General features: G+C 57.1%; 19 protein-coding genes. 9 read left to right on the top strand and 10 right to left on the bottom strand.

The genetic code is table 11. The features are described 5' to 3' along the window. Positions 1 to 285 precede the first annotated feature (285 nt). Both CC94_RS0114790 and CC94_RS23815 read left to right on the top strand, forming a co-directional pair. Complete coding sequence (locus CC94_RS0114790) at positions 286 to 465, top strand: hypothetical protein (protein ID WP_031431395.1); 180 nt, start codon at positions 286 to 288, stop codon at positions 463 to 465. Then, positions 462 to 629 (top strand): hypothetical protein, encoded by a 168-nt coding sequence (locus CC94_RS23815; RefSeq protein ID WP_157203447.1) that lies wholly within the window; start codon positions 462 to 464, stop codon positions 627 to 629. The genes CC94_RS0114790 and CC94_RS23815 overlap by 4 nt, the downstream gene beginning before the upstream one ends. A 36-nt stretch (positions 630 to 665) precedes the next feature. Here CC94_RS23815 and CC94_RS0114780 read toward each other — a convergent pair whose 3' ends face one another. From CC94_RS0114780 to grxD, 4 genes are all read right to left on the bottom strand, one after another. After that, entirely contained in the window at positions 666 to 1,364 is a 699-nt protein-coding gene (locus tag CC94_RS0114780; RefSeq protein WP_005371012.1) for a metallophosphoesterase family protein, read from the bottom strand. Between the two features lie 108 nt (positions 1,365 to 1,472). Further along, entirely contained in the window at positions 1,473 to 3,329 is a 1,857-nt protein-coding gene (locus CC94_RS0114775) for a cytochrome c peroxidase (protein ID WP_036304485.1), read from the bottom strand. A 60-nt stretch (positions 3,330 to 3,389) separates the two neighbouring features. Next, positions 3,390 to 4,955, bottom strand: a complete 1,566-nt coding sequence (locus tag CC94_RS22455) for a hypothetical protein (protein WP_005371010.1) — start codon at positions 4,953 to 4,955, stop codon at positions 3,390 to 3,392. Between the two features lie 233 nt (positions 4,956 to 5,188). Next, entirely contained in the window at positions 5,189 to 5,512 is a 324-nt protein-coding gene (grxD, locus tag CC94_RS0114765; protein ID WP_005371009.1) for a Grx4 family monothiol glutaredoxin, read from the bottom strand. A gap of 172 nt (positions 5,513 to 5,684) precedes the next feature. On the opposite strand from grxD, the gene CC94_RS0114760 reads away from it, so the two are divergent. The 5 genes from CC94_RS0114760 (at position 5,685) to cpdA (ending at position 10,816) form a co-directional block, all read left to right on the top strand. Continuing rightward, a complete protein-coding gene (locus tag CC94_RS0114760) occupies positions 5,685 to 6,872 on the top strand; it encodes an acetylornithine transaminase (RefSeq protein ID WP_005371008.1) in 1,188 nt (395 codons plus the stop codon). Further along, a complete protein-coding gene (gene argF / locus CC94_RS0114755) occupies positions 6,869 to 7,771 on the top strand; it encodes an ornithine carbamoyltransferase (protein WP_005371007.1) in 903 nt (300 codons plus the stop codon). The genes CC94_RS0114760 and argF overlap by 4 nt, the downstream gene beginning before the upstream one ends. Before the next feature lie 39 nt (positions 7,772 to 7,810). Then, a complete protein-coding gene (locus CC94_RS0114750; RefSeq protein WP_005371006.1) occupies positions 7,811 to 8,488 on the top strand; it encodes a TIGR04211 family SH3 domain-containing protein in 678 nt (225 codons plus the stop codon). Positions 8,489 to 8,716: 228 nt separating this feature from the next. Next, positions 8,717 to 10,033, top strand: a complete 1,317-nt coding sequence (gene argA, locus CC94_RS0114745) for an amino-acid N-acetyltransferase (protein ID WP_005371005.1) — start codon at positions 8,717 to 8,719, stop codon at positions 10,031 to 10,033. A 9-nt stretch (positions 10,034 to 10,042) separates the two neighbouring features. Continuing rightward, positions 10,043 to 10,816: a 3',5'-cyclic-AMP phosphodiesterase gene (cpdA, locus tag CC94_RS0114740; protein ID WP_005371004.1), complete on the top strand. Its 774-nt coding sequence runs from the start codon at positions 10,043 to 10,045 to the stop codon at positions 10,814 to 10,816. A gap of 45 nt (positions 10,817 to 10,861) precedes the next feature. On the opposite strand, the gene CC94_RS0114735 is transcribed toward cpdA, so the two are convergent. Next, positions 10,862 to 11,443, bottom strand: a complete 582-nt coding sequence (locus tag CC94_RS0114735) for an RNA pyrophosphohydrolase (protein ID WP_005371003.1) — start codon at positions 11,441 to 11,443, stop codon at positions 10,862 to 10,864. A 152-nt stretch (positions 11,444 to 11,595) separates the two neighbouring features. Here CC94_RS0114735 and CC94_RS0114730 point away from each other — a divergent pair, with 152 nt between their 5' ends. After that, entirely contained in the window at positions 11,596 to 12,282 is a 687-nt protein-coding gene (locus CC94_RS0114730) for a histidinol-phosphatase (RefSeq protein ID WP_005371001.1), read from the top strand. Further along, complete coding sequence (locus CC94_RS0114725) at positions 12,279 to 13,454, top strand: lytic transglycosylase domain-containing protein (RefSeq protein ID WP_005370999.1); 1,176 nt, start codon at positions 12,279 to 12,281, stop codon at positions 13,452 to 13,454. The genes CC94_RS0114730 and CC94_RS0114725 overlap by 4 nt, the downstream gene beginning before the upstream one ends. Here the strand turns inward: CC94_RS0114725 and CC94_RS0114720 are convergent. The 5 genes from CC94_RS0114720 to CC94_RS0114700 form a co-directional block, all read right to left on the bottom strand. Then, positions 13,448 to 14,767, bottom strand: coding sequence for a hemolysin family protein (locus CC94_RS0114720; RefSeq protein WP_005370997.1), 1,320 nt, complete (start codon positions 14,765 to 14,767; stop codon positions 13,448 to 13,450). The two genes, CC94_RS0114725 and CC94_RS0114720, sit on opposite strands and share 7 nt — an antisense overlap. A 541-nt stretch (positions 14,768 to 15,308) precedes the next feature. Next, positions 15,309 to 18,419 carry an efflux RND transporter permease subunit gene (locus CC94_RS0114715; protein ID WP_031431389.1) on the bottom strand — a complete coding sequence of 1,037 codons (3,111 nt, stop codon included), beginning with the start codon at positions 18,417 to 18,419 and terminating at the stop codon, positions 15,309 to 15,311. Then, the gene (locus CC94_RS0114710) at positions 18,416 to 19,588 is read right to left on the bottom strand and encodes an efflux RND transporter periplasmic adaptor subunit (protein WP_005370994.1); all 1,173 of its coding nucleotides are present in this window, start codon (positions 19,586 to 19,588) and stop codon (positions 18,416 to 18,418) included. Before CC94_RS0114710 ends, CC94_RS0114715 begins: the two co-directional genes overlap by 4 nt. Next, complete coding sequence (locus CC94_RS0114705; RefSeq protein WP_005370992.1) at positions 19,585 to 21,021, bottom strand: TolC family protein; 1,437 nt, start codon at positions 21,019 to 21,021, stop codon at positions 19,585 to 19,587. Before CC94_RS0114705 ends, CC94_RS0114710 begins: the two co-directional genes overlap by 4 nt. Before the next feature lie 864 nt (positions 21,022 to 21,885). After that, positions 21,886 to 23,322 carry a TolC family protein gene (locus tag CC94_RS0114700; protein WP_005370991.1) on the bottom strand — a complete coding sequence of 479 codons (1,437 nt, stop codon included), beginning with the start codon at positions 23,320 to 23,322 and terminating at the stop codon, positions 21,886 to 21,888.

Genomic DNA, 23,322 nt, shown 5'->3' with positions numbered 1-23,322 from the left:
GGTCAACCCATCCCAAACCTAAATTAAAAAACAAACGAATAACAGCCGACTTGAGGGTATCAAGCCTTTACTTTCCCAACTGCTGACGGGAACGGTCAAACAATAAAATCAATTGCCTCGCCATTTTTAAAAATGACGAGGCAATATAGACAGGCTTGGTGAAACTGTCAATTTCTTTCCGGTTGATAACATCCGGATAAAGAGACGGGGATAAACGCTTGAATCCTTATGCGAGGATAAAAATCGACTCATCTCTGCATCCCCTTTCAGGAATACCTGTCGAAATTGCTTAAAACTATCGGCCCGTCGATTTGCCTGACCGCAAAAGCCACCCGCTTCGGCCGCCGCTGGGAAACATTCGGAGTCTGGAAGACGATTTTATTGATGTGGACGTTACGGCTTCGGAATTTTTTCGGCGCCGATCCGTTCGACCTGGCGGAACTTTACCACAAGGGACGCTGTTGAAAAGCGTAATTCGCTTATCCGCCGCACCGGGCATTTTCTCGATCATGGCCGGCTGGAAATGCCGGCTTGCGAATGATCATCAAGCCGGACATGGCGCGAAGAGACGGCTGCTACGGGTTTTCTCCGGCTGCCTGTCAAAACCTTACGCCGAAACGGGGCAGTGACAAATTCCCAGGCGCCGCCGGTTCGAAAAAGCAGACCTAATCCGAAACGGCCAGTTCCCCGGCGTTCACCAGATTGCCGGCCAGATCGGCCACCACTTGATCGGCGACACCCACCACGCGGATATTGCGCCGAATCGTGGCAGCATAATTTTCGTGCAGATGGCCATGAAACACATGTTTCACTCCCATCGCGGAGGCCAGCTCGCCGATTGCCGCAAACCCGAACCGATGCGAGGACGGGGCTTCGTGCGTGACCAGGATATCGGCCTGCAGGGCTTTCATCGCTTCGAACTCGTCATGCCAGATCGCGGACCGGTATTTTAGCGACAGTTCGGAATAGCGCTGCGCAGTTTTCTGGCTGTTCAGAAAATGGCGTTTGTTGATCCACTTCGGCTGGGCAGGCGGATACCAGACCCTGCCCAAAAAAATCCCGCCGAGTCCCGCGATCCGCAACCCGGCGATTTCCTTCACGCGAAGGTGCAGACTGTAGTCGGCAAGCGAGGAGTTGAACAGGCTGTGGTATTTGCAGGGCGACTGGAAGTCATGGTTACCCGCGATCCACCAAATTTCGGTCAAGCCGATGATCTCGGCCAGATAGTGCTCCAAAGGGCACTCCAAATCGTAATCGCCGAGCAGCACGACCGCTTCGGGACGGCATTTTCGGACCGCCTCGATCAGCGGCCGAAAATTTCCGTGCGGATCGCCGGCAAACAGGATTCGGTGATTGGGGTTCATGATCGCTCTTGAGCGCGGATTTCGTTGATTTTAAAGTCCTCATGTTATCATCAAACGGTTGAGCTTCTCCAGCACCAAAATCCGTCGTAGCCAGAGAAACCCGATTTGTCATTTCGCATCGCCGATCGGCGCCGCAAACGCATCGCCGACCAAGTCGCCGACGTTCGAACCGGTCAGGCTCTTCAGAAACGCGACCAGCGCCGCCGCTTCCCGATCGTTCAGCGGCAAAGGCCGGATCAGCGGATCCAGGTTTTCGTTCGGACGACCGCCTTGCCGGTAAAATTGCACGACTTCCTCTAACGTCCCCAGGCTGCCGTCATGCATGTACGGCGCGGTCAAACCGATATTGCGCAGGGAAAGCGTGCGGTATTTCCAGCGGTCCTCGGGTTTTTGGGTGATTTCATAACGGCCGAGATCGTTGCCCTTATCGCCGGATACCGAATCGATCACCTCGCGGTCGACTTCGACGAAAGTGCCCGGCGCAATCTGCACGCGGCGCTTCGCGTTCGAGCCGTCCATCGCCGCGGCAAAACCGATTCCGGTATTGTGGAAGCCGTTGTCGGTAAACAACGCAAATTTCGAATCGACCGTGTGGCACCCGGAACACCCGGCTTTGCCGGTAAACAATTTGAAACCCTGCTGAGCCTCTTCGCTCAGCACTTTCCGGTCCTTGCCGTAGAACCAACGGTCGAACGGCGAATCGGCCGAGTTCAAGGTACGCTCGTAGCTGGCGATCGCCATCCCGAGGGTTTCCATGCCCGGCCCTTTGCCGAAGGCTTTTTGAAACAATCCCCGGTAGTCCTCGCTGTTGGCGACCGTCTCCAACACATAGCCGATCGACGGATTCGCCATCTCGTCGTGCGCGAGTAGCGGCCCCCATGCCTGTCGCTCCAATGCCGTTTCGCGGCCGTCATGAAACAGCTGATCGAGATAAGCGACATTGTACAGGGTCGGCGAATTGCGGCGGACCGTCCGCCCTTCGACGCCGACCGCGGTCGCCATTTCGTTGCTGGTAAAGCCCTGCTCCGGAATATGGCACATCGCGCAGGAAAAGGTCTTGTTCAGCGACAGGCGGCGATCGTAAAACAGTTTGCGGCCCAGGCCGATTTTCGCCTCGGTCAAGGGATTGTCCTTCGGCACCGGCACGGGCGGCAAACCCCGCATCGGTTTTCGAATCGTCGCCAGCAGGTCGATCGCTTTGCCCCGCCGTTCCTTCATTGCCAGCGAATGGGTTTGATAGCCGCCGCTTTCGTAATCGGACTTGTCGTCCCCGGCCCGATACAAGGACGGCTTGCCGGCCGCAGGCGTCTTGACCGCTACGGTCCGGGGTTCGCCGCTCAGCAAGGTCTTGATGTCATTGATCAACGTATCCGCATGCAGAAACGAGACGCTGTAAATGTTCCGGATGCGTTTGTCCGCATCGATCAGATAAACCCGCAGCACATGCGAAAACGTCCCGGTGCTTTTGCCTTCCGCGTCGTAAACCTTCTGCACCGTATGGTTGTAACCGCCGAGAATCGGCTGCAGATCGGCCTCGGAACGCGTCGTCAGAAAATGCCATTCGATGCCCGGCGCCTGAAACTCCTTGCCGTATGCCGCCATCGTGTCGGGCGTATCGTGTTCGGGGTTGAAGCTGAGCGTAATCAGTCTCAATTTGGCGGCGATATCCTTCTCGTTGGCAAGGCGCCGTTTGATTTTATGCAGCACCGCGATCGCCAAGGGGCAGCCGTTCACGTCGCTGCAGGTCGAATAGACGAAACTGAGCAGCACGATCTTGTCGCCCATCAAATCGTACAGTTCGAGCGCCTTGCCGTCGCTGTCCAGCACCTCGCCGTTGGCGGCCTCGCCCAAAGGCGGCAACGCATAAGTGCCCGGTGCCGGCAACGCGAATTGCAGATTGCCGTAGCCGGGGGCGAGCGGCGGTTGCTCCGCCGCCCGGAGACCGACAGCGCCTATAAGATTCATGAACAGGAAGGCAAGAAATGCTTGCCCAGGGATAATGCGCGATTTCATGGCTGTTCTTTTTTACAAACCGTAAACGCGAACGATTTCGGAGATCGCCTGGGTGACTTTTAGTTCCAGGTCCGCTTGCCAGTTTTCTTCGTTCTGACCGTAGAGAATCACGCGCCGGGTGCTCAAATCGATCGGAATGTCGCCGGCGTTCCGGGAAATGATCAGCACGGGTTTGGCGAGCGTGTGCGCGATGCCGAGCTCATAGAGCACGTTCGGATTGCGGCCGGTGATGTCGGCGATCACGAAATCGGCCATATTGAGGCTCCTCCAGATATCGACCAGGATATCGGTGGGCGTGAACACGTCATCGCCGCGCACCGCCTGCACCGACAGCGCTTTGCAGGCATCCGCCAGAAGCTTGTGGACGTCGCTAGACCAAGCGTAACTGAAAGGCATCACCAGGAAGCACGTTCTTGTTCTCGAACCGTCATTATCCGTTACGGACGCAGGAAACAGTTTTTCCGGCCCCAGAAAAATTACATCCTTCTTCAGCCGGCGCGCGGAAGCATCCAGAAAGTCGAGATAAGCCCCGAGACCGGTCGATTGCAGCGCCGCAGAGATGCGCGTATCGGCCGTGCGCCACTCCTCCCCGGTCAGTCGGTTCCGCAAGAGGTGTTTTGTATGGGATTTCAGATATCTCACCGTCTCGTCGAAACGATCGGTCAGCCAGACCTCGATCACGACCAGCGCAACCACGAACAACACCCCATAAAATGACTTCCAGACCCGATGAATCGGCAAAAAGCCCACCGCGACCGCCAGCAGCAGCCCGCCCAGCGACAGCAATATCAGCAGCGCCGAAAGGCCGGATCGCCCCTTGCCCGGCTCCTGGCCGCTCTCGGTTTTCTGTGGCGTGCCGGAAAACTGGGTCAGGGCGGCCAGCATCAATAATTGCCCGAACATCCAGACCGCCTCGATGCCGTACGGCACATCGTTGTCGCTGTAGGCCAGATCGCTTGCCAGCAGCAAGGCGGTCGCCACCAGCGTCATGCTCACCGCCGGCGATTGTTTCAACAGGACCGCGATCAGGCCGGAAACCAGTATCAGGAACTCGAAGCCCGACACCACCGCATCCAGACGGCCCGCTGCCTCGCCGAGCAGCGGCAAATATTGGGGATAGTAGAAATTGGCCAGAATCAAGAACAAACCGGCGAACAACAGCGCAAAAACGCCCTGGGTCAGCGCCGTCGGCGGATAGCTCCGCCATTGTTCGAGTACCAGATAACCCCACGCGCACACGCCGAAGAAGACGAATCCGCCGTAGCTGATGTTCGAATAGGACGGCAGGTCGCCGCTGAAATGGAAAGACCGATGAACGTCCGCCGGATCGAAGGTAATCCAGGACACACTCATCATGATCAGGCTCAGGCCGTGGAAAACCAGAAAAAACGTATAAGGCCTCGCGGTTTTCCGGGCAGTAAGGAATGCGGCCAGTGCCGCCGCCACCGCTGCCGAAGCCTGATCCCAGTTATAAAAATTCAGGCCGAAAGACTGATCGCCCAACACGACCCAGAACGTCAACCAGAGCAGATACAGCGCGGTCAAACCGCCCAGCCATAAAGTTGTCCGCTCTCGCATTCGCCTGCGCCCTGTCGTGTAAGTGTAAGCGCTGTAGCTTAACAAGCATTGTCGATACTGTCTAACCGGGACCACGAGCGGCGAAATCACGGACGCATCCTGTCGCGGCGGATGCCTTATCGCATTCGGGTTTGAACGGACCGGCCCGATTGCCGTAGCCGGAAACGACGGCGCCGTCCCGGATTCCGCGGAACCGGCGGGACGAGACTCGGAAAGAAATAATGGATGGCGGGTTATTCGGCGACCGAATTGGCTGCGCTCAACATTTTAGCCAGTTCGCCTTTTTGGTAGAGATCGATCATGATGTCGCAGCCGCCGACCAGTTCGCCGGCGATATAAAGCTGCGGATAAGTCGGCCAGTTGGAGTAGCTTTTCAACGCTTCGCGCAATTCGGGGTCTTCGAAAATGTTCACATAGGCATATTTTGCGCTGCAGGCATCCAGAATGTGCACCGCCTGCCCTGAAAATCCGCACTGCGGAAAATCGGGCGAACCTTTCATATACAAGATCACAGGATTGGATTCCAGTTGGGATTGAATTCTTTCGATAACGCTCATGATTTTTTAACACTCGATAATGAAAATTGGTTGATTCTAACAAGTTTAAACTCATTAAAAAAGCAAATCTTTAAGCCTCTACTTGCCTGATACACAATAGAAATTTATAATCGGACCTTTTTTTCTGCCGGCTGGGGTTTACTGCCGGTTTTTTCATTTACAGGTCAATGAAATGAACAGTCACATCATGCCGACTTACGGGCACCTGCCGGTGACCTTCGTGCGCGGGTCCGGCGCATGGTTATGGGATACCGACGGCAAGCGCTACCTGGACGCCTTGTCCGGCATCGCGGTTTGCAGCCTGGGGCATGCGCACCCGGCCGTTCATCGCGCGATCTGTAAACAGAGCGAAACCCTGCTGCACACTTCGAACGTCTATCAAATCGCCGTTCAGGAAAACCTCGCCGCCAAGCTTGCCGCCCTGAGCGGAATGGACAATGTCTTTTTCTGCAATTCCGGCGCCGAAGCGAACGAAGCCGCGATCAAAATCGCGCGCAAATACGGCCATGGCCTGGGCATCGATATTCCTCGGATCATCGTGATGGAAAAAAGTTTCCACGGGCGCACGCTGGCCACCCTGAGCGCGACCGGCAATCCGAAGGTCCAGCAGGGCTTCGAACCGCTGGTCGAAGGCTTTATCCGCGTGCCTTACAACGACGTGCCCGCGCTCGAACGGGCGCTGGCCGAACACAGCGGCGTGGTCGCGGTGCTGGTCGAACCGGTGCAGGGCGAAGGCGGCGTGAATGTGCCGTCTGCGGACTATCTGAACCGGATCCGCGCCCTTTGCGATCGACATAACCTGCTGATGATGCTGGACGAGATCCAGACCGGCATCGGCCGCACCGGCAAATTCCTCGCCTTCCAGCACAACAGGATACTGCCCGATGTCGTCACGCTTGCGAAAGCGCTCGGCAACGGCGTGCCGATCGGCGCCTGCCTGGCGCACGGCAAAGCGGCGGAGGTCCTCACCGCAGGCAACCACGGCTCGACTTTCGGCGGCAATCTGCTCGCCTGCAGCGCGGCCCTGGCCGTGCTCGACACGCTGGAACAGGAAAAGCTGGCCGACCAGGCGGAACGCCACGGCCGGGCGATCCAGGCAGCATTCAGCGAAAGCCTGGACGGCATGCCGGGCGTCGTCGACATTCGCCACAAAGGCATGATGATCGGCATCGAGCTGGATCGCCCGTGCGGCGGTCTGGTTTCCGCCGCCCTGGAGAGAGGCCTGCTGATCAACGTAACGAACGAAAAGACGATCCGCCTGCTGCCGCCGTTGATCTTCGACGAGGCCCAGATCGAATTGCTCGTCGCCATTTTATCCGGTCTCGTCAAAGACTACACAGCACAAGATGTAACCCTATGAAAGTCAGACATTTCATCAGCCTGCTCGACATTACCGGCTACGAGTTCCGGAAACTGATCAGCCGGGCCATCGAACTGAAAAAACATCGCGACCGGAATTATTATCCGTTCAAAGGCAAGGTGCTCGCGATGATCTTCGAGAAATCTTCGACCCGCACGCGCGTCTCGTTCGAAGCCGGCATGGCGCAATTCGGAGGCAGTTCGATGTTTCTTTCGCCCAGGGATACCCAGTTGGGCCGCGGCGAACCGATCGAAGACAGCGCGAAAGTGATTTCGAGCATGGTCGATTGCGTGATGCTGCGCACCCATAGCCATGAGATGGTGGCCACCTTCGCACTGAACTCCCGCGTGCCGGTCATCAACGGCCTGACCGACGAGCAGCACCCCTGCCAGCTATTGGCCGACATGCAGACCTATTTTGAAAAGCGCGGCGACATCAAGGGCAAGACGGTCGCGTGGATCGGCGACGGCAACAACATGTGCCATTCCTATATTCATGCCGCGATGCTGCTCGATTTTCATCTGCATATCGCCTGTCCGGACGGTTACCGCCCGAATCAAGCGATCGTCGAGGCGGCCGGCGATCATGTGAAATTCTTCGCGGCCCCGATCGAGGCGGCCCGGAACGCCGATCTTCTGGTCACGGACGTCTGGGCCAGCATGGGACAGGAAGAGGAACAAAAATTGCGGGAACTGGCATTCAAGAATTACCAGATCACCGCCGAAGTGATGCGCGCCGCCAGGCCCGACGCGCTGTTCATGCACTGCCTGCCCGCGCACCGCGGCGAAGAAGTCGCCGCCGAGGTGATCGACGGACCGCAGAGCGTCGTTTTCGAAGAAGCCGAAAACCGCCTGCATGCCCAAAAAGCGCTGCTCGAATTTCTCATCCCGGGTAAATAACGTTAAAATCGGACTTCCTCATACCCTAGAGATTCCATCGTGAAACGCCTACTCATCGCTTCCCTGCTGGTCGTCGGCGCCGTCCATGCGGCAGAGCCGAACAAGACGGTCTATGTGACCGACACCCACATCATCGCCTTGCGCAGCGAAGAAAGCAACAAAGGCGCCCTGGTGCGCTCGCTTGAAACCGGCACCCCCCTGACCGTGCTGGAAGTCAGCAAGAAAAGCGGCTATTCCCGCGTCCGGCTGGAAGACGGCACCGAGGGTTATATTCTGACCCGCAACACAATGAAAGAACCGCCCAGCCGGACGCAGTTGGAATCGGCCACCCGTGAAAGCGCCGCGCTGAAATCCGAAAATGCGGCGCTGAAACTCGAACTGATCAAGCTGAAACAATTCCTGACGCCCGGCACGACGCTCGAACAATCCCTGGCCAAGGAACGCGATAAATTGATCCATGAACTCAGCGAGCTGAAAAAAACGTCGGCCGATGCGATCCGGATCAAAGCCGAACGCGACAATTATGAGGAACGCTACGTACAGATCGAAAAAGAAGCCAAGCAGCTGGAACGCGAAAATGCGGCACTCAAGGACCGCTCGGAGCAGGACTGGTTTCTCTATGGCGGCATGGTCGCCTCGATCGGGATGATCCTGGGATTCGTGCTGCCGAAGCTGAGCTGGCGGCGCAAATCGAGCAATTGGGATACTTTTTATTAACCGTCAACACCGGCGCCCGCTGTTCTTCTTTGCTTTTTCAACTTTTCCCGGAACAGAGACATGCCCGGCTGCATGCACACGGCGAATATGATGGCTTCCGCGATCGAAGAACGTAGATTGGGTTAGGCGCCAGCCGTAACCCAACGCATCGAAGACTGCAATGTTGGGTTACGGCTGGCGCCTAACCCAACCTACAAAAATCACATTTTCGATCAATCCTTTCCTTTGATGCTACCTAACCAATCCTTCGTCAACTGGTTCAGAGATTCCTCGCCCTACATCCACGCGCACCGAAATAAAACCTTCGTGATCAATTTCGGCGGCGAGGCGCTGCTCGACCCGGACTTCGACCATCTGGTCCACGATTTCGCGCTGTTGAAGAGCCTCGGCATTCGGCTGGTGCTGGTGCACGGGATTCGTCCGCAGATCGACGAGCGGCTGAAGAAACTGGACGCTCCCGCGCTATTCCACAACAATCTCCGGATTACCAGCGAGCTGGCGCTGCAATGCGTGAAGGAAGCGGCCGGCACCGCACGGGTCGAGATCGAGGCGCTGTTGTCCTTGGGCCTCGCGAACACGCCGATGGCGGGATACGGGCTTCGGGTTGCTTCGGGCAATTTCGTGACCGCCAAACCGATCGGCGTGATCGGCGGCGTCGATTACGGCCATACCGGCGAAGTCCGGCGGATCGACGGCGCGGCGATCGAACGGCAGCTCGACCAGGACGCGGTCGTGCTGATCTCGCCGATCGGCTATTCGCCGAGCGGCGAGGTGTTCAACCTGTCCGCCGAACAGGTCGCCACCCAGGTCGCGATTGCCTTGAGAGCCGAAAAGCTGATCCTGTTGACCGAGCAAAGCTTTTGCGATCCCGGCAGCGGCCAGCAGATCCTGCAAATGACCACCGCCGAAGCGGGCGATTTCCTCGATCGGCATCCGGAGCTGCCGAATATTGTCGCCCTGCCGCTGAAAGCCGCGATCCAGTGTTCGAACGCGGGCGTGGGCCGCGTCCATCTGGTCGATCGGAGGACCGACGGCGCCCTGCTGCTCGAACTGTTTACCCGCAACGGTGTCGGCACGCTGATCAGTGCGATGCCGTTCGAAGAATTGCGGTCCGCAACGCTGAACGACATCGGCGGCATTCTGGAACTGATCAAGCCGCTCGAACAGCAAGGCATTCTAGCCAAACGTTCGCGCGAAAAAATCGAAATGGAAATCGCCGATTATATCGTCGTCGAACGCGATGGGCTGATCATCGGCTGCACCGCGCTGCATCGGGATGAACCGAGCCGGAGCGGCGTAATCGCCTGCCTCGCGGTCCACCCGGACTACCGGGGCGGTTCGCGAGGCAGCCGGCTGTTGGATCATGCCTATGCCAAAGCCAGGCAGTCAGGCCTGAAAAGGATCTACGCCTTGTCGACGCAAACGATGCACTGGTTCATCGAGCGGGGATTTGGCCAATCGGACCTGGCCAGCCTGCCGGATTCGCTGAAGAACCTTTATAATCCGCAGCGGAACTCCAAGATACTGAATAAAAAAATCGACTGAAATCCAGCCATGCCGGCGCACGCGCATACCCTCCTGCAAATTTCCGATCTGCATCTTCTCCCGCATCCGGGAGATACGATGTACGGCATCGACACCGAATATTATTTTCACCGGGTGCTCGAACACGCGCTGGCGGCGCATCCTGACATCGACCTGATCCTGGCCACGGGCGACCTGACGCAGGAACCTTGCCTCGACAGCTACCGGCGCATCGCCGAAAAGCTGCAGAGCGCGGGAATTCCCTGCATCTGCCTGCCGGGAAACCATGATGATCCGGCGCTGATGCAAAGCGCTTTGAACAGGGGACGGGTCAGCTGCAATAAACAAACGTTTCTCGGCAATTGGCAGACCATTGCCTTGAGCAGCCTGATTCCGGGTAAACCGGGCGGACGGCTCGATGAACAGGAATTGCGGTTTCTGGAAGACTGCTTGCGCGCTTGTCCGGACCGGTATGCGCTGATTGCGGTGCACCATCACTGCCTGAAAACCGGCAGCCTTTGGATGGATACGATGATCATCGACAACAGCGGGGAATTTCTTGCGGTACTGCGCCGTTACCCGAAGGTCAGGGCGGTCACCTGCGGCCATATTCATCAGGTGATGGACAAGCGGACCGATGCGGTACGCGTATTCAGCGCGCCTTCGACCTGCTTTCAGTTCGAACCCGATAGCCTCGCTTTCAGCCTTGACGACGCCGGGCCCGGTTATCGGATCGTTTATCTTTACCCCGATGGCAGCCTGGAAACCGCCGTTTACCGCCTGCCCCAAAAACCGGCGGTTTAGGGTCTCAAATAGACCTTTATTGACAGCCTTCTTGCCTGAAATCCGTTATGCCCTGGCGGCGGCCTTTTTATGTCTCGGCCGGCGGCTGCCTTTCAGCCTGGCAGGCGGCATCCGATCCTTAACCGTTTTGCCGGCCATATCGACGGGCAAGCCTTCGATGGCCAGAATCTCGCTCAATTCGGTCATCGCCCGCTGATAAACCTTGCGCTTGAAATAAACGACATCTTTCAGCGGTTCCCAGTAATCCACCCAGCGCCAGCTGTCGAATTCCGGTTTCGGGCAATGGTCGAAACGCACGTTCGATTCATGCGTGAGCAGCCGCAGAATAAACCAGATCTGCTTTTGTCCGATGCAGATCGGCGCGGTATTCTTACGGATATAACGTTCGGGCAGTTTATAACGCAACCAATAGCGTGTCCGCCCAAGTACCTGAACATGCTGCTGCTGCAGCCCGGTCTCTTCCCACAATTCACGATACATCGCCGTTTCGGGGTCTTCGTCTTGATTGATACCGCCCTGAGGAAATTGCCAGGCATTCATCCCCATCCGTTTTGCCCAAAACACGCGACCCTCGTCATTGCAAAGGATGATCCCGACATTGGGCCGGTATCCTTTCGAGTCTATCATGTTAAAACCTTGTTGTTTACCCCACCTTTTCCCCGGCGCGCGTATGATAAAATGACGAGGCAGGTAAGGCAGTTATAATGAATACCTCATTGAACCATAAAATCAACCGAGTTTCCATAGGCAGCTAGCCTTTTAATCTGGACAGGATACCCGTGAGTTTAGCCATTTTCGATTTGGACAATACCCTGATAGCCGACGACAGCGATTACCTATGGGGGCAGTTTCTGGTGGATCGCGGCATCGTCGACAAGGACGAGTACGAGCAGGCGAACGTGAAGTTTTACGACGACTACAAACGCGGCACCTTGAATATCGTCGAATTTTTGCAATTTTCGCTGCGCCCCCTCTCTCTGCATAGCGCCGATCGACTTCATCAATGGCGGGCCGAGTTTGTCGAGGACGTCATCCGTCCGCTGCTGCTGCAGCCTGCTCTGGAACTGGTCGGCAAACATAAAAAGCGCGGCGATACGCTGCTGGTGATTACCGCCACCAACCGCTTCGTGACCGAACCGATCGTGAAGCTGTTCGGGATCGAAAACCTGCTCGCGACTACGCCCGAATTCAAGGAAGGACGTTACACCGGCGGTTTCATCGGCCTGCCCTGCTTCCGGGAGGGGAAGGTCGCCTATCTCGAAAACTGGCTGCAAGATTCGAACGAGACATTAAAAAACAGTTGGTTTTACAGCGATTCGCACAACGACCTGCCTCTCTTAAGCAGGGTCGAAAATCCGGTCGCGGTCGATCCCGACGCGACATTGAAGCAGCACGCCGAATCGGCGAACTGGCCGATCATCAGCCTGCGCAACGGCGTCTGTCCGGACAATCATTTGCATAAATGACCGACAGCCGCGCGATGGAAAAGCAGGAGCGACTTCCCGAAACGGAAACGGCCGACACGGCCGGGGCAAAGCCGCCGAAACCTGCCCGGACACGCAATCCATCGCCATCGGCACCACGCAGAAAAGGCGCCTCGAAATCGCCAGCCGCCTCAAAATCAACCACCAAAAAGAAGAAAAAAACGCCGCCTCCCGGTTATCTGCAGCGCAAGCTGGCCCTGCTTACAATCGAAGTGATCAGCCTCATCGGAGTCGCGATTTCGGCCATCATCGTGCTGCTCGGCTATTCCGCCGCGCACTTCACCGGCACCGGCTTTTTCGCCAACCTGCTGCCGTTCGCGTTCGGCATCTTGCTGCTGGTCCTGCTGGCGGCATTTTTCCTGCTCGGCTGGTGGCGGCTGCGCCAATCGCTGCATCAGAAAGCCGAGATCCTGGCGCCGGCGGTTGCCGCAGGCCTTGCCGTCGTGATCGGCTGGATCAGCGTGCAGGATAATTTCGCGCTGGCTTACAGACATTTCAGAACGCTGGTCGGCGGCAAGGTGGAAGCCGGGCGGGTGACGCTGGCGCATCAGGTCTATGCGGCATACCGGCGTTACGGCACCAAAGCGATGCAAAAAATGCTGGACCGGGCCGCGGCCTTCAAGCCCGCGATCGAGGCGGCGGCCGAAGCGTTCGACGTCGACGCGAATATCCTGCACGGAATCGCGGCTGCCGAGTCTTCGTTCATGCCGCGGGACAGCGCGGACGGCGGCCGTGGCCTGTTCCAAATCACCCAGGTGCCGAAAACGATCGCCCGCGAAGCCGCCGAGCAACTGGAGGTCGACAGACTGGATCTGCAAAACCCGAAGCACAACGCCTTCATTGCCGCCGCAACGTTCAAACACTACCTGAACGAAATGAACGGCGACCTGTTCCTGGGCCTTCTGGCCTACAACATCGGCCCGGCCAACGGCGGTTTGCGCTTCATCATGGACAAGTACCATGCTTCCGACTTCACGACCATCCAGCCCTATCTGCAGGAAATGCCGCGCGGCTATCCGGTGCGGGTATTATCCTACGCGCTGGCTTTCCGGCTCTGGCGCGAGGAAGGCAGACTGCTGGCCTACGAAGAAGGCCGCAATGCGGTTCACATTCAGAATATCGGCATACCGGGCCTGCACGGCAATTTTTATTGAGCCGGCCTCTTGTTTTTGAGATCGGCCTTCTCATTTGCAACCAGAACTTTGTCGATTCGCGTGCCGTCCACATCGACCACTTCGAAATACCAGCCGTCGTAAACGAAGTGATCCGCCACATGGGGTATTTTTTCCAGATAGAACAGAATGAATCCGCCGACAGTATTGAACGCCGTTACCGCCTCGCCGGGAAACGGCCCCGTCATGCCGATCGCCGATTTCAGCCGGACGATCGAGACGCTGCCGTCCACCAGCCAGGAACCGTCATCGCGCCGTACGATGTCGGGATCGAATTCAGCTTCCGGGCTCGGCAAATCGCCCACGATCGCTTTCAATACATCGCTCAAGGTAACCAGACCTTCCAGTTCGCCGTATTCATTCACGATCAGCGCAAACTCGTCGTGCATTTCCCTGAAAAACTCCAGAAGCTCGGGCAGCATCAACGAATCCGGCACATACAGGGGCGCGCGCAGCACAGGCCCAACATCGAATTCGCCCCCGTCCATCAGGATTTTCAACAAATCGCTGCGGTGCAGAATGCCCAATATGTTTTCAACGCCGCCACGGCAGACCACGGCCTTCGCATAAGGACAGTCGGCAATCAGGCGTTTGACCGCCCGCTCGTCATCCTCCAGATCGACGATAAAAATATCCTTGCGTGGCGTCATGATGGCGCCGACCCGCTGCTCGTCGAGCTTCAGCACATTCGAGACCAGCTGCCCTTCCTGGTCATGGAACACACCCGCTTCCGAACCGATGTCCATCAGGATTTTGATTTCTTCGTTGGTCACTGTAACCTTACGGGGCTTATGGGCGCCGATCATGCGCAGCAGCACGTTGCTGGAAGCGGACAGCAGCCACACCAACGGCGCGGCGACCAGGGCCAGGCCGTTCATCGGCCCGGCCATCACGCGGGCGATGCTTTCCGGACGCAGCAATGCCAGGCGTTTGGGCACCAGTTCGCCCACCACGACCGAAAAATAAGTGATCGAGACGACCGTTGCCGCTAAAGCCAGATTTTCCGCATAAGGCGCAAGATATGCTACTTGCCGAAACTGGACGGCCAGCGGCTCGGCCAGTGCACCCTCACCTACCGCTCCGCTCAGAATGCCTACCGAGGTGATCCCGACCTGGACGGTCGATAAAAACCGCGAAGGTTCCTGATGAAGCTTCAAGGCGGCTTGGGCGCCGGGCCGATGCTCGTCCGCCAATTTCTGCAGCCTCGCTTTGCCGGAAGAAACCAACGCCATTTCCGACATGGCGAACAGGCCGTTTATCAGAATCAAAATGACAATAAGCGCAATGTCCATCATGCCGGCCGCCAGCCTCGTCAGGTACGGTTCAAGTATTTAAAGCACGGATTTTACACGAACGGCGCGTATTCAGCTCGAAGGCGCTTGAAATCGAGTCCCATCGAAGCCTGCCGGCACTAAAGCATTTTCATATCGCGTGTAGGGAAATGCTCACCGCCTGAGGGGTGCCATGCCGTTAAGTCCAGCCAGCCCCATAGGGTACGCTGTGCGTACCATCAATGTCGAAAGGTACGCACAGCGTACCCTACGGGAGCTGAACCCGTAAGATACGGGTGCCGGACGGGATATTTATCCCGTCCGTAACATTTAAAGCGGGATGGATAGGAAAGATGATTTGGTGTTGGCGGAGAATTTTCAAACAGCGGGGACAGGGTGATAAACCCCGTCCCACTCAGTCCGGCGGAAGTTTCAACATAGCGCGATTGCCCTGCTCAGACCAAAGGTTTATCCCAAGTTCAGGTTATGTACGCTCTTCCGGCTCCGGCGCGAAGATGGAGCAATGCGTTCCGCTCTATCCAGCGAGCTTTGAATCAAAATGGAATCAGTCCTTATCCAATTCGAGCTCTTCCTTTGTCGGCAAATTGATCGGCGGCTCGAACAAGCGATAGAGCACCGGCACCAGCAGCACGGTCATCACCGTGGCGCTGAACAGTCCCCACACAATGACGGTCGCCAAAGGCCGCTGGACATCCGACCCCAGGCCGGTCGCCAGCGAGGCGGGCACCAGCCCCAGAATCGCGACCAGCGAGGCAATCAGAATCGGCCGGACGCAACGCACCGAGCCCTGAATGATCGCGGCTTCGAGCGCGGCACCGTTCATGCGCAATTCGGTGATCGTACGGACGATCAGCACCCCATTCATGATCGACACGCCGAAAACCGCCGCGAATCCGACCCCCGAAGACACGTTCAAATGCATGTCGCGCAGATACAGCGCCGCTACGCCGCCGACAAACGCAAAAGGGATCGCGAACAGCAGGATCAGCGCCGCGCGCAGCGAACCGAAAGTCGCCAGCAGCAACATGAAGATCACGCCGATGCTCATCGGCACCAGAATGGTGAAATGTTGCGCGGCGCGTTCCAGATTTTCGAACATGCCCAGCCAAGCCGCCCGGTAACCGCTCGGAACGGTGATTTCTTTCGCGAAAAGATTTTTGGCTTCCGCCACAAAACCGCCCTGATCGCGGTTCACGATATCGGTACGCACCGTCAATCGGCGGCGGCCGTCTCCGCGCGCAATGATCGTCTGCCCATCGACGATATCGATATGCGCGACCTGCGCCAGAGGAATCGGTATGCCCTCGGTATTGTAGACCGGCAGCCGCCCTATCGCGGCGGGCGAACTCAGATATTCCTTCGCGAAGCGGGCAACGATATCGATGCGCCGTTCTCCTTCAAATAAATGGCCGATCGGCGAACCGCCGACCGCAACGTCGATGAGCCGATTCACATCCTCGATGCTGACATTGTAACGCGCGCACAGGAAACGATCCGGCTTGATCACCAATTGCGGCTGAGGGCCTTCCTGTTCGATGCTGACGTCTTCCGCACCCGGCACCCTCGCCAGCAACTCCTTGGTTTTTTGGGCGAGGCGCAACAGCACATCCGAATCGGCGCCTGAAAACTCCACGGCCAGATTCGCCGAGGTGCCGTTCGCATCCTCGGTCACGCTGTCGATGATAGGCTGGGTAAAGTTGAAGCGCGTGGTCGGAAACTCGGCGCGAAAACGGTTTCCCAGCGCGGCCAGAAGTTCCTGCTTGCTTGAAAATTGCACCCACCGATCGCGCGGCTTGGGACTGATCAGCATCTCTATCCGGCTGGGCGGAAAAGGATCGGTGCCGCTGTCGCTGCGTCCCGCCTGCACGACGATGAAATCGATATCGGGAAACTCGAGCGCAATCTGCCGCAGCCGCTGCCCGAATTTGGACGTCTGCTGCAAGGCGGTGCCTTCCGGAAAATTCGCCCGCACCCAGGCGACGCCCTCGTCCATGTAAGGCAGAAATTCGGTGCCGAGGCGCGGCACGACGGACACCAAACTGACCACCAGCACGGTTGCGGCGGCCATTACGGTAGGCCAGCGGCGGCGCATCAAGGTTTCGAGCAGCATGGAGTAGCGCGGATAAAGCCACCTCAGCAGCGGATTTTCCCAATCCCGGTAACCGTGCCGAAACAGATAACTGGCCAGAACCGGCACCACGAACAGCGCAAACAGCATCGCGCCGAACAGCGCGAACAAGATCGTCAACGCCATCGGCCGGAACAGCAAGCCTTCGATGTGCGTCAATGTCAGCAACGGCAAAAAGGCGCCGACAATCATCAGGATCGAAAAAAACACCGGGCGTTCGACCTCCAGAGACGCATCGAGCACCGTTTTGGCGGCGCCGGTCCGGCTTTGTTGCAGCGTCGCCTCGTGCATGCGATGGGCGATATTTTCCGCCATGATCACCGCGCCGTCGACGATGATGCCGAAGTCGATCGCCCCGATCGAGAGCAGGCCGATAGGAATGCCCATCGCATTCATCAGCACCAGCGCGAACAACAGCGAAAACGGAATCGTCAAGGCGACGAGCAGGGCCAGGGAGGGGCGTCCCAGAAAAAACAGCAGCACCACCGTCACCAGCGAAATACCGAGCAAGACGCTGTGGCTGACCGTATGCAGGGTGCTGTCGACCAGCATCGAACGGTCGTAGAATGGCACCACCTGCACGCCCTGCGGCAGATCGACCTGGTTCAGCACCGTAATGACGTCCTTGACGTGGTTCAGCACGGTCGAAGGGTTTTCGCCCCGCCGCATCAGCACAATGCCTTCGATCGTCGCATCGTTGCGGTTTTTGCTGAGAATCCCGGAAGGCACTTTCGAATCGATCTCGACATCGGCCACGTCGCGCACATAGATCGGCGTACCGCCATGCGATTTGATGAAGATATTGCCGATTTCCTCGACGCTTTGCAGCGCACCGCGTCCCCTGATGACGAAAGACATGCTGCCGCGCGACAGCACGCTGCCGCCGGCGCTTTCGTTGTTGGTCCGGATCGCCTCGACCACATCGCTCAAAGACAGGCCGAAACGCTGCAATTGCGCCGGATTCATCAGCACGGCGTACTGTTTTTCGTAACCGCCGAAATTGCTCACGTCGGCGACGCCGGAAGCGCGCAATAAATGCGGTATCACGATCCAGTCATTGATCGAACGCAGTTCAATCAGATCGTAGCGCCCGTCCGAAACCAGCTCATAACGCAGGATTTCGCCGTAAGCGGTCGCCAAGGGCCCCAATTCGGCCGAGGCGCCGTCGGGCAAATCGAGACCGGTCAGTTTTTCCTGGACCCGCTGCCTGGCCCAGTATCCTTCGACGCCCTCTTCGAAAATCAACTGCACGACCGACAAACCGAAGATGGTGCGCGAACGGATCGTATCGACGCGCGGCACGTTACGCATCTGAATTTCGATCGGCACCGTGACCTGGCGTTCGACCTCTTCGGGCGCCCTTCCCGGGTAGGTCGTGATTACCTGCACCATTTGCGCCGAGATGTCGGGATAGGCATCGATCTGCATCCTGGAAAAAGACCACAGCCCCAATAGCGTAATAATCACCGCGATGCCCAGCACGATCAGGCGATGGTGCATCGCATTGTTCAACAGGCGCGGGATCATTCCTTCACACCCTCGGGCTGCATTTCCTTAGCAATATCCTCATTCAGCAGCGCCTGCACCAGCATCGGTTTCAACAGGATCGCGCCATTGCCGATGATTTTTTCGCCGCCCTGCAGGCCCTGCAGAATTTCGACCCGGTCGCCGATGCTTTCCCCGACCTGAACTTCAGTGATTTTCCATAATCCCGGACCAGCGCCTATGAACACAAAATCGGCGTTCCGGCTGTGCAAAACCGCATCCGACGGCACCAGAACCGCCATCCGGGGATCGGTGCCGAGGCCGATTTCCGCGTACATGCCCGGCTTGAATTTATTATCCGGATCCGGCAGCTCGAAGAACACCCGCAAAGTATGCTGTTCCGCCGACAAAGCCGGAGCCAGACTCTTGACTTTGCCGATGAAGGACTGTCCCGGCAAGCCATAAAATTTGGTCACGCAGGCCTGCCCCACCGCAACCAAATTGATCTTCAATTCCGGAACATCCGCCTTGATCAACGACGTGCCGGAAGCGGCGTTTTCCAGCAACGAAGGATCGACGCCGTCCTGCAGCAAAGTTCTTTCCAGCGCCGCGCGGTTGCGCGTCGCGACCGTCAACGCGGTCTCGGCCTCGTAGACTGCCTTCTGGCCTTCCAGTTGCACTTGCAACAGATTCGCCTCCGCGGCAGTCAGATCGCGGATCGCTTCGGTGCCGGTCGCGACCAGTTTGCGTAAACGGTCCACCACCAGTTTTTGTGACTGAGTCTGTGCGGCGGTCAATTCGCGGATCTTTTCCAGCCGTTTGATATTGAATTCCTTTTCCGCCCGTGCGCGCTGCCAGTCCGCATAGACTCCCGAAAGCTCGATGCTGTTGAACTGCCAGCGATCTTCGCTCGGGTTGGAGCCCGGTGCCAAATGGGCGACGACGGAACCCGTCGCCAGCAACAGCGGGGTGGTGATCTGATCCTTCGGAACGGTCGAAATATCCAGCTTTTGTTCGAGAAGGCTGCCCGCCCTGACGGCAACGGTCCTAGGACCGGCCAGCTTTACTACCGCCGTGTTGTCGGCGGCGTTCTGATCGGCATGGCCGGGACGCCCGGAAGCCATCATCAACAAAAAGGCCGCGGCGATGACGATGCAGCAACCGTAAAAAAACACACGCCTGCCGAAACGGGGTAAAAAAGGATGGTTCATTGCAAGATTTCTTTGCCGACGGCAGCATTGAGTTGAGAAAGCGAATGCCAGTAACTGGAACGGCTGGTGATATGCAGACGGTAGGTCTCAAGGTAGATTCGCTGGGCATCCAATACCTCGATCAGCGTCTTGCCGCCCAATTCATACGCCTGGTTGATTTTGTCGCGCACATTTCTGGCCGCATCCAACTGGCCGGGGTCATCGTTGATCAAAACTTGGTGAGCGGAGGCAAACGCCCTGACCGCCTGATCGATTTCGCTGCGCAACGCAGTCAACTGCGCTTGCAGATTGGCTCTGGACTGGATCAATACCGAGCGCGCCTTGGCAATATTGCCCTGATTGCGGTCGAAAAGCGGCACGACGATGTCGACACCGGCTCCCCAGGAATTGGCATCCGGATAACCGATGGCCTGCTGCTGAAACTGGCGGGTATAACCGATTTTCGGCACGACTTGCGGATAGGCGTTGCGTTCCTGCAAGGCAATATCGGCATTCGCCTTGTCGAGCTGGCGTTGCAGAGACAAAAGATCGGGCCGGTTTTCCTCCGCCAGCTCGAAAGCCTTTTCAATTTCGATCGGCATAGCGGGATCGGCCACATCCAGACTGCCTTTGACCGCAACCTGCACATTTCCGGCAATGCCGAGCAAGGCGCGCAATTGATTCTGCGCCGCATTCAGCTCAAGTTCCCGCGCATGGACATCACGGTGGCTGCTGAAGATGGACAGGCGAATCCTATCCGCCTCTATCGTGCCGACGCCTCCCAAGGCCACGCGATTTAGAATAATCCGCTCGACTCGGGTCAGATTGGCATTGTTTTCCTGCGCCAGCTCCAGCATGGCCTGCGCTTCGAGTACGGTATAAAAGGCGGAAATCGCCGAAGCGATCCGAAGCCTGACCGTATTGGCGAAATCCGCCGCCGCAATATCCACGCCGTGCCGGCCGGAAACTATCGCGGCGGCACGCTTGCCGAATAAAAACCAGTCGATCGGCATCGAAATCCCGGCATCGAATTGCGGCGGACCGCCCTGCCGGTCCACGGTAAACGTCCGATCCAAAGGCATCAAGGAGCCGCTCACCGACACGTCGGGATTCGGCAAAAGCCCGGCCGTGATCAGGTCCGCTTCAGCCTGATGAATATTCTCAAAGGCCGACTGAATGACCGGATCGGCCTTTAAGGCGGTTTGAATGACTTGATTTAAATTGAATTCCTTCGCCTCGATTTGCGGCGAAGAGGGCTTTTCATCCTTGAGAGGTAACGCTTCGGCTTCAGGAATGGAGACCGAATCGTCAGCAGTCTCCTTCAAATCCTGCATGTAGGCCGGCGGCAGGAGGGGCTGATACGCGGGCGGAGTACACCCATTCATCACAATCAGCGCGGAAATTGCAGAAGAAAAACGCTTACTCTTCAAATGCATGCGGGTGCTTATACGCATGTTGTCAATTCTATTTTGTTAACGGAACGGATAGGGTTCAAACATCGGCAAACTCCATGAATCTCAAGAAAGGACTATAGAAGATAATTCCAGGTTTCGGCAGTTCGAATAAAATTTGGCGCAATTATTTTTTTCGATTCGCTATTATAACGCATCGCGCAAACTTGGCGCGGATCCCCTTCGATCACTGACCTCGGCCCCGCCGAGTCCTGCCGACACTAGAGCATTTTCATATCGCGAATAGGGAAGTCCTCACCGTCTGAAGGGCGCCCTGCCGTTAAGTCCAGCCAGCCCCGTAGGGTACGCTCGACTGCAGGGATGCAGGAGGTACGACCCCAGGGATGGGGAAGGTAGATCGCGTCGGGAACACGCGATCGAGAGCAATGCAGGAGCAATTGCCGAGTGCGTACCGTCAATGTCGAAAGGTACGCACAGCGTACCCTACGGGGCTGAACCTGTAAGATACCGATGCCGGACGGGATATTTATCCCGTTCGTAACGTTTGGAATCGCGCGAACACAGACGATGATTTTATGCTGGCGATAGGTCTTCAAACGTGGGAAACGGGGTTATCAACCGTGTCCCGCTCAGGGTATGCGCATAACCAAGGTCGATTAAAATTCGAAGATTCGGGCGGAGCTCTGTATAAACCTAAAACGTAAGCAATTCTAATGCCAGAAACCATTTGCATAATATACCTTTTAAAAACAGTTATTTACACAAATCTTAGAAGATATTCATCAAAGGACAATGGTTTGAAAAAACCATGAATTCGAAAAAACACCGTTTAATAATGAACGGCACGCATGAAACCCGGAGGCGCCTGGGCAGGGTGCCGCCAGATCCTGCCGGCGCTTGACGCGATTATCGCCAGCCGCCGCCCAATGCCCGGTAAATATTGACAGTCGACAGCCGTTCCTGTTTGATCACGTCGATTAATTCGAGATTGGCCTGCAAAGCGTTCTGCTGCGCGATCAGGACTTCCAGATAGGTTGCCCGCGCGGACCTATAAAGCTCCTTGGAGGTATCGACGGACTTTTGCAGCGTTTCGCTCTGCTGCTTTTTCAACTCTTGCATGCGTTGCAGATTCCGGAGATTGGAGAGCTGATTCGCCACTTCGACATAGCCGTTCAAAATGGTTTTCTGGTAGTTGTACATGGCGGTCAACTGATTGGCCTTGGCGGTATTGAACTGGGCTTTCAGCGCATTCATGTTGATCAGCGGCGCCACCAGGGTCCCCATCAGCGAATAGGCGAGCGAGGCCGGCGACTGAAACAGAAATTCCGGATTGAAGGCCTGAAAGCCCAGCGTCGCGGTGATGTTGAAATTCGGATAGAAAGCCGCCTTCGCCGCCTTCAGATCGAACTTGCTGGCCTCGATCTCGAATTCGGCCGCGCGGATGTCGGGGCGGTTTTCCAGCAGTTGCGAAGGAATGCCCGCCAAAATCTGCCGGGAAACGGCCTGGAACAAAACGTCTTTGTTTCGCGGCAGGGGCTGCGGATAGCGCCCGAGCAGAAAGTTGATCCTGTTTTCGGTTTCGGTGATGCGCTGCAGCGTCTGTTTTTCAAGCACCTCGGAATTGAGCAACTGGGCGCTGAATTGCTGCACGGCCAATTCGTTGGCGCGGCCGGTTTCTTTCTGGAGCTTGATCACCTCCAGCGCCTCCTGCTGTTTCCGGAGCGTCTGCCGAATAATGTCCAGTTCGTTGTCCAGCGCCAGCAATTCGTTGTAATGGATCGCCACATCGGCGACCAAGTTAGAAATCACGAACCGGCTCCCTTCCACGCTGGCCAGGTATTGCGAAATGGCGGCCTTGCGCTGGTTCCGCAACTTGCCCCAAACATCCACTTCCCAGGACGCCTGCAGCCCCAGGAAGATATCGGTTAAATTTTCCGGAACGATTTGGCCGGGCGTGATATAGGTGGACGCGTTTCCCGCCCCGTCCATCGTGTACAGCCCGAATTTCCGCACCCCGCCGCCCACGTTCAGGCCCACTTTCGGAAGCAGCGCGCCGTTCGCCAGCTTCACGCTGGAACGCGACATCTCGATGCGTTGCAGGGCGATTTGCAAATCGAGGTTATTGCGTACCGCGGTATCGATCAGCTCGACCAGCAGCGGGTCGGTGAAGTATTGGCGCCAGTCGATGCCGGCGATCGTGGCATCGCCTTTTGGGTTCGGAAAGGTTTTGGGGATTTCCTTTTCCGGAACGGACAGGTCGGTATTGAGCGTTCCGCAACCGGTGGCCGCCGAAATCACTAAACACAGGACCGTGCGGGAAAAAATTCGACATTTCAATTTCAT

This window comes from Methylomicrobium agile (assembly GCF_000733855.1).
Taxonomy (GTDB): Bacteria; Pseudomonadota; Gammaproteobacteria; order Methylococcales; family Methylomonadaceae; genus Methylomicrobium; species Methylomicrobium agile.
This window is presented reverse-complemented; position numbering and strand designations above follow the sequence as displayed.

Excerpts from the sequence above, each read along its gene's own strand:
- CC94_RS0114780 (WP_005371012.1), bottom strand. The coding sequence starts at position 1,364 with ATGAACCCCAATCACCGAATCCTGTTTGCCGGCGATCCGCACGGAAAT.
- CC94_RS0114775 (WP_036304485.1), bottom strand. The coding sequence starts at position 3,329 with ATGAATCTTATAGGCGCTGTCGGTCTCCGGGCGGCGGAGCAACCGCCG.
- CC94_RS22455 (WP_005371010.1), bottom strand. The coding sequence starts at position 4,955 with ATGCGAGAGCGGACAACTTTATGGCTGGGCGGTTTGACCGCGCTGTAT.
- grxD (WP_005371009.1), bottom strand. The coding sequence starts at position 5,512 with ATGAGCGTTATCGAAAGAATTCAATCCCAACTGGAATCCAATCCTGTG.
- CC94_RS0114760 (WP_005371008.1), top strand. The coding sequence starts at position 5,685 with ATGAACAGTCACATCATGCCGACTTACGGGCACCTGCCGGTGACCTTC.
- argF (WP_005371007.1), top strand. The coding sequence starts at position 6,869 with ATGAAAGTCAGACATTTCATCAGCCTGCTCGACATTACCGGCTACGAG.
- argA (WP_005371005.1), top strand. The coding sequence starts at position 8,717 with ATGCTACCTAACCAATCCTTCGTCAACTGGTTCAGAGATTCCTCGCCC.
- cpdA (WP_005371004.1), top strand. The coding sequence starts at position 10,043 with ATGCCGGCGCACGCGCATACCCTCCTGCAAATTTCCGATCTGCATCTT.
- CC94_RS0114735 (WP_005371003.1), bottom strand. The coding sequence starts at position 11,443 with ATGATAGACTCGAAAGGATACCGGCCCAATGTCGGGATCATCCTTTGC.
- CC94_RS0114725 (WP_005370999.1), top strand. The coding sequence starts at position 12,279 with ATGACCGACAGCCGCGCGATGGAAAAGCAGGAGCGACTTCCCGAAACG.
- CC94_RS0114720 (WP_005370997.1), bottom strand. The coding sequence starts at position 14,767 with ATGATGGACATTGCGCTTATTGTCATTTTGATTCTGATAAACGGCCTG.
- CC94_RS0114715 (WP_031431389.1), bottom strand. The coding sequence starts at position 18,419 with ATGATCCCGCGCCTGTTGAACAATGCGATGCACCATCGCCTGATCGTG.
- CC94_RS0114710 (WP_005370994.1), bottom strand. The coding sequence starts at position 19,588 with ATGAACCATCCTTTTTTACCCCGTTTCGGCAGGCGTGTGTTTTTTTAC.
- CC94_RS0114705 (WP_005370992.1), bottom strand. The coding sequence starts at position 21,021 with ATGCGTATAAGCACCCGCATGCATTTGAAGAGTAAGCGTTTTTCTTCT.
- CC94_RS0114700 (WP_005370991.1), bottom strand. The coding sequence starts at position 23,322 with ATGAAATTGAAATGTCGAATTTTTTCCCGCACGGTCCTGTGTTTAGTG.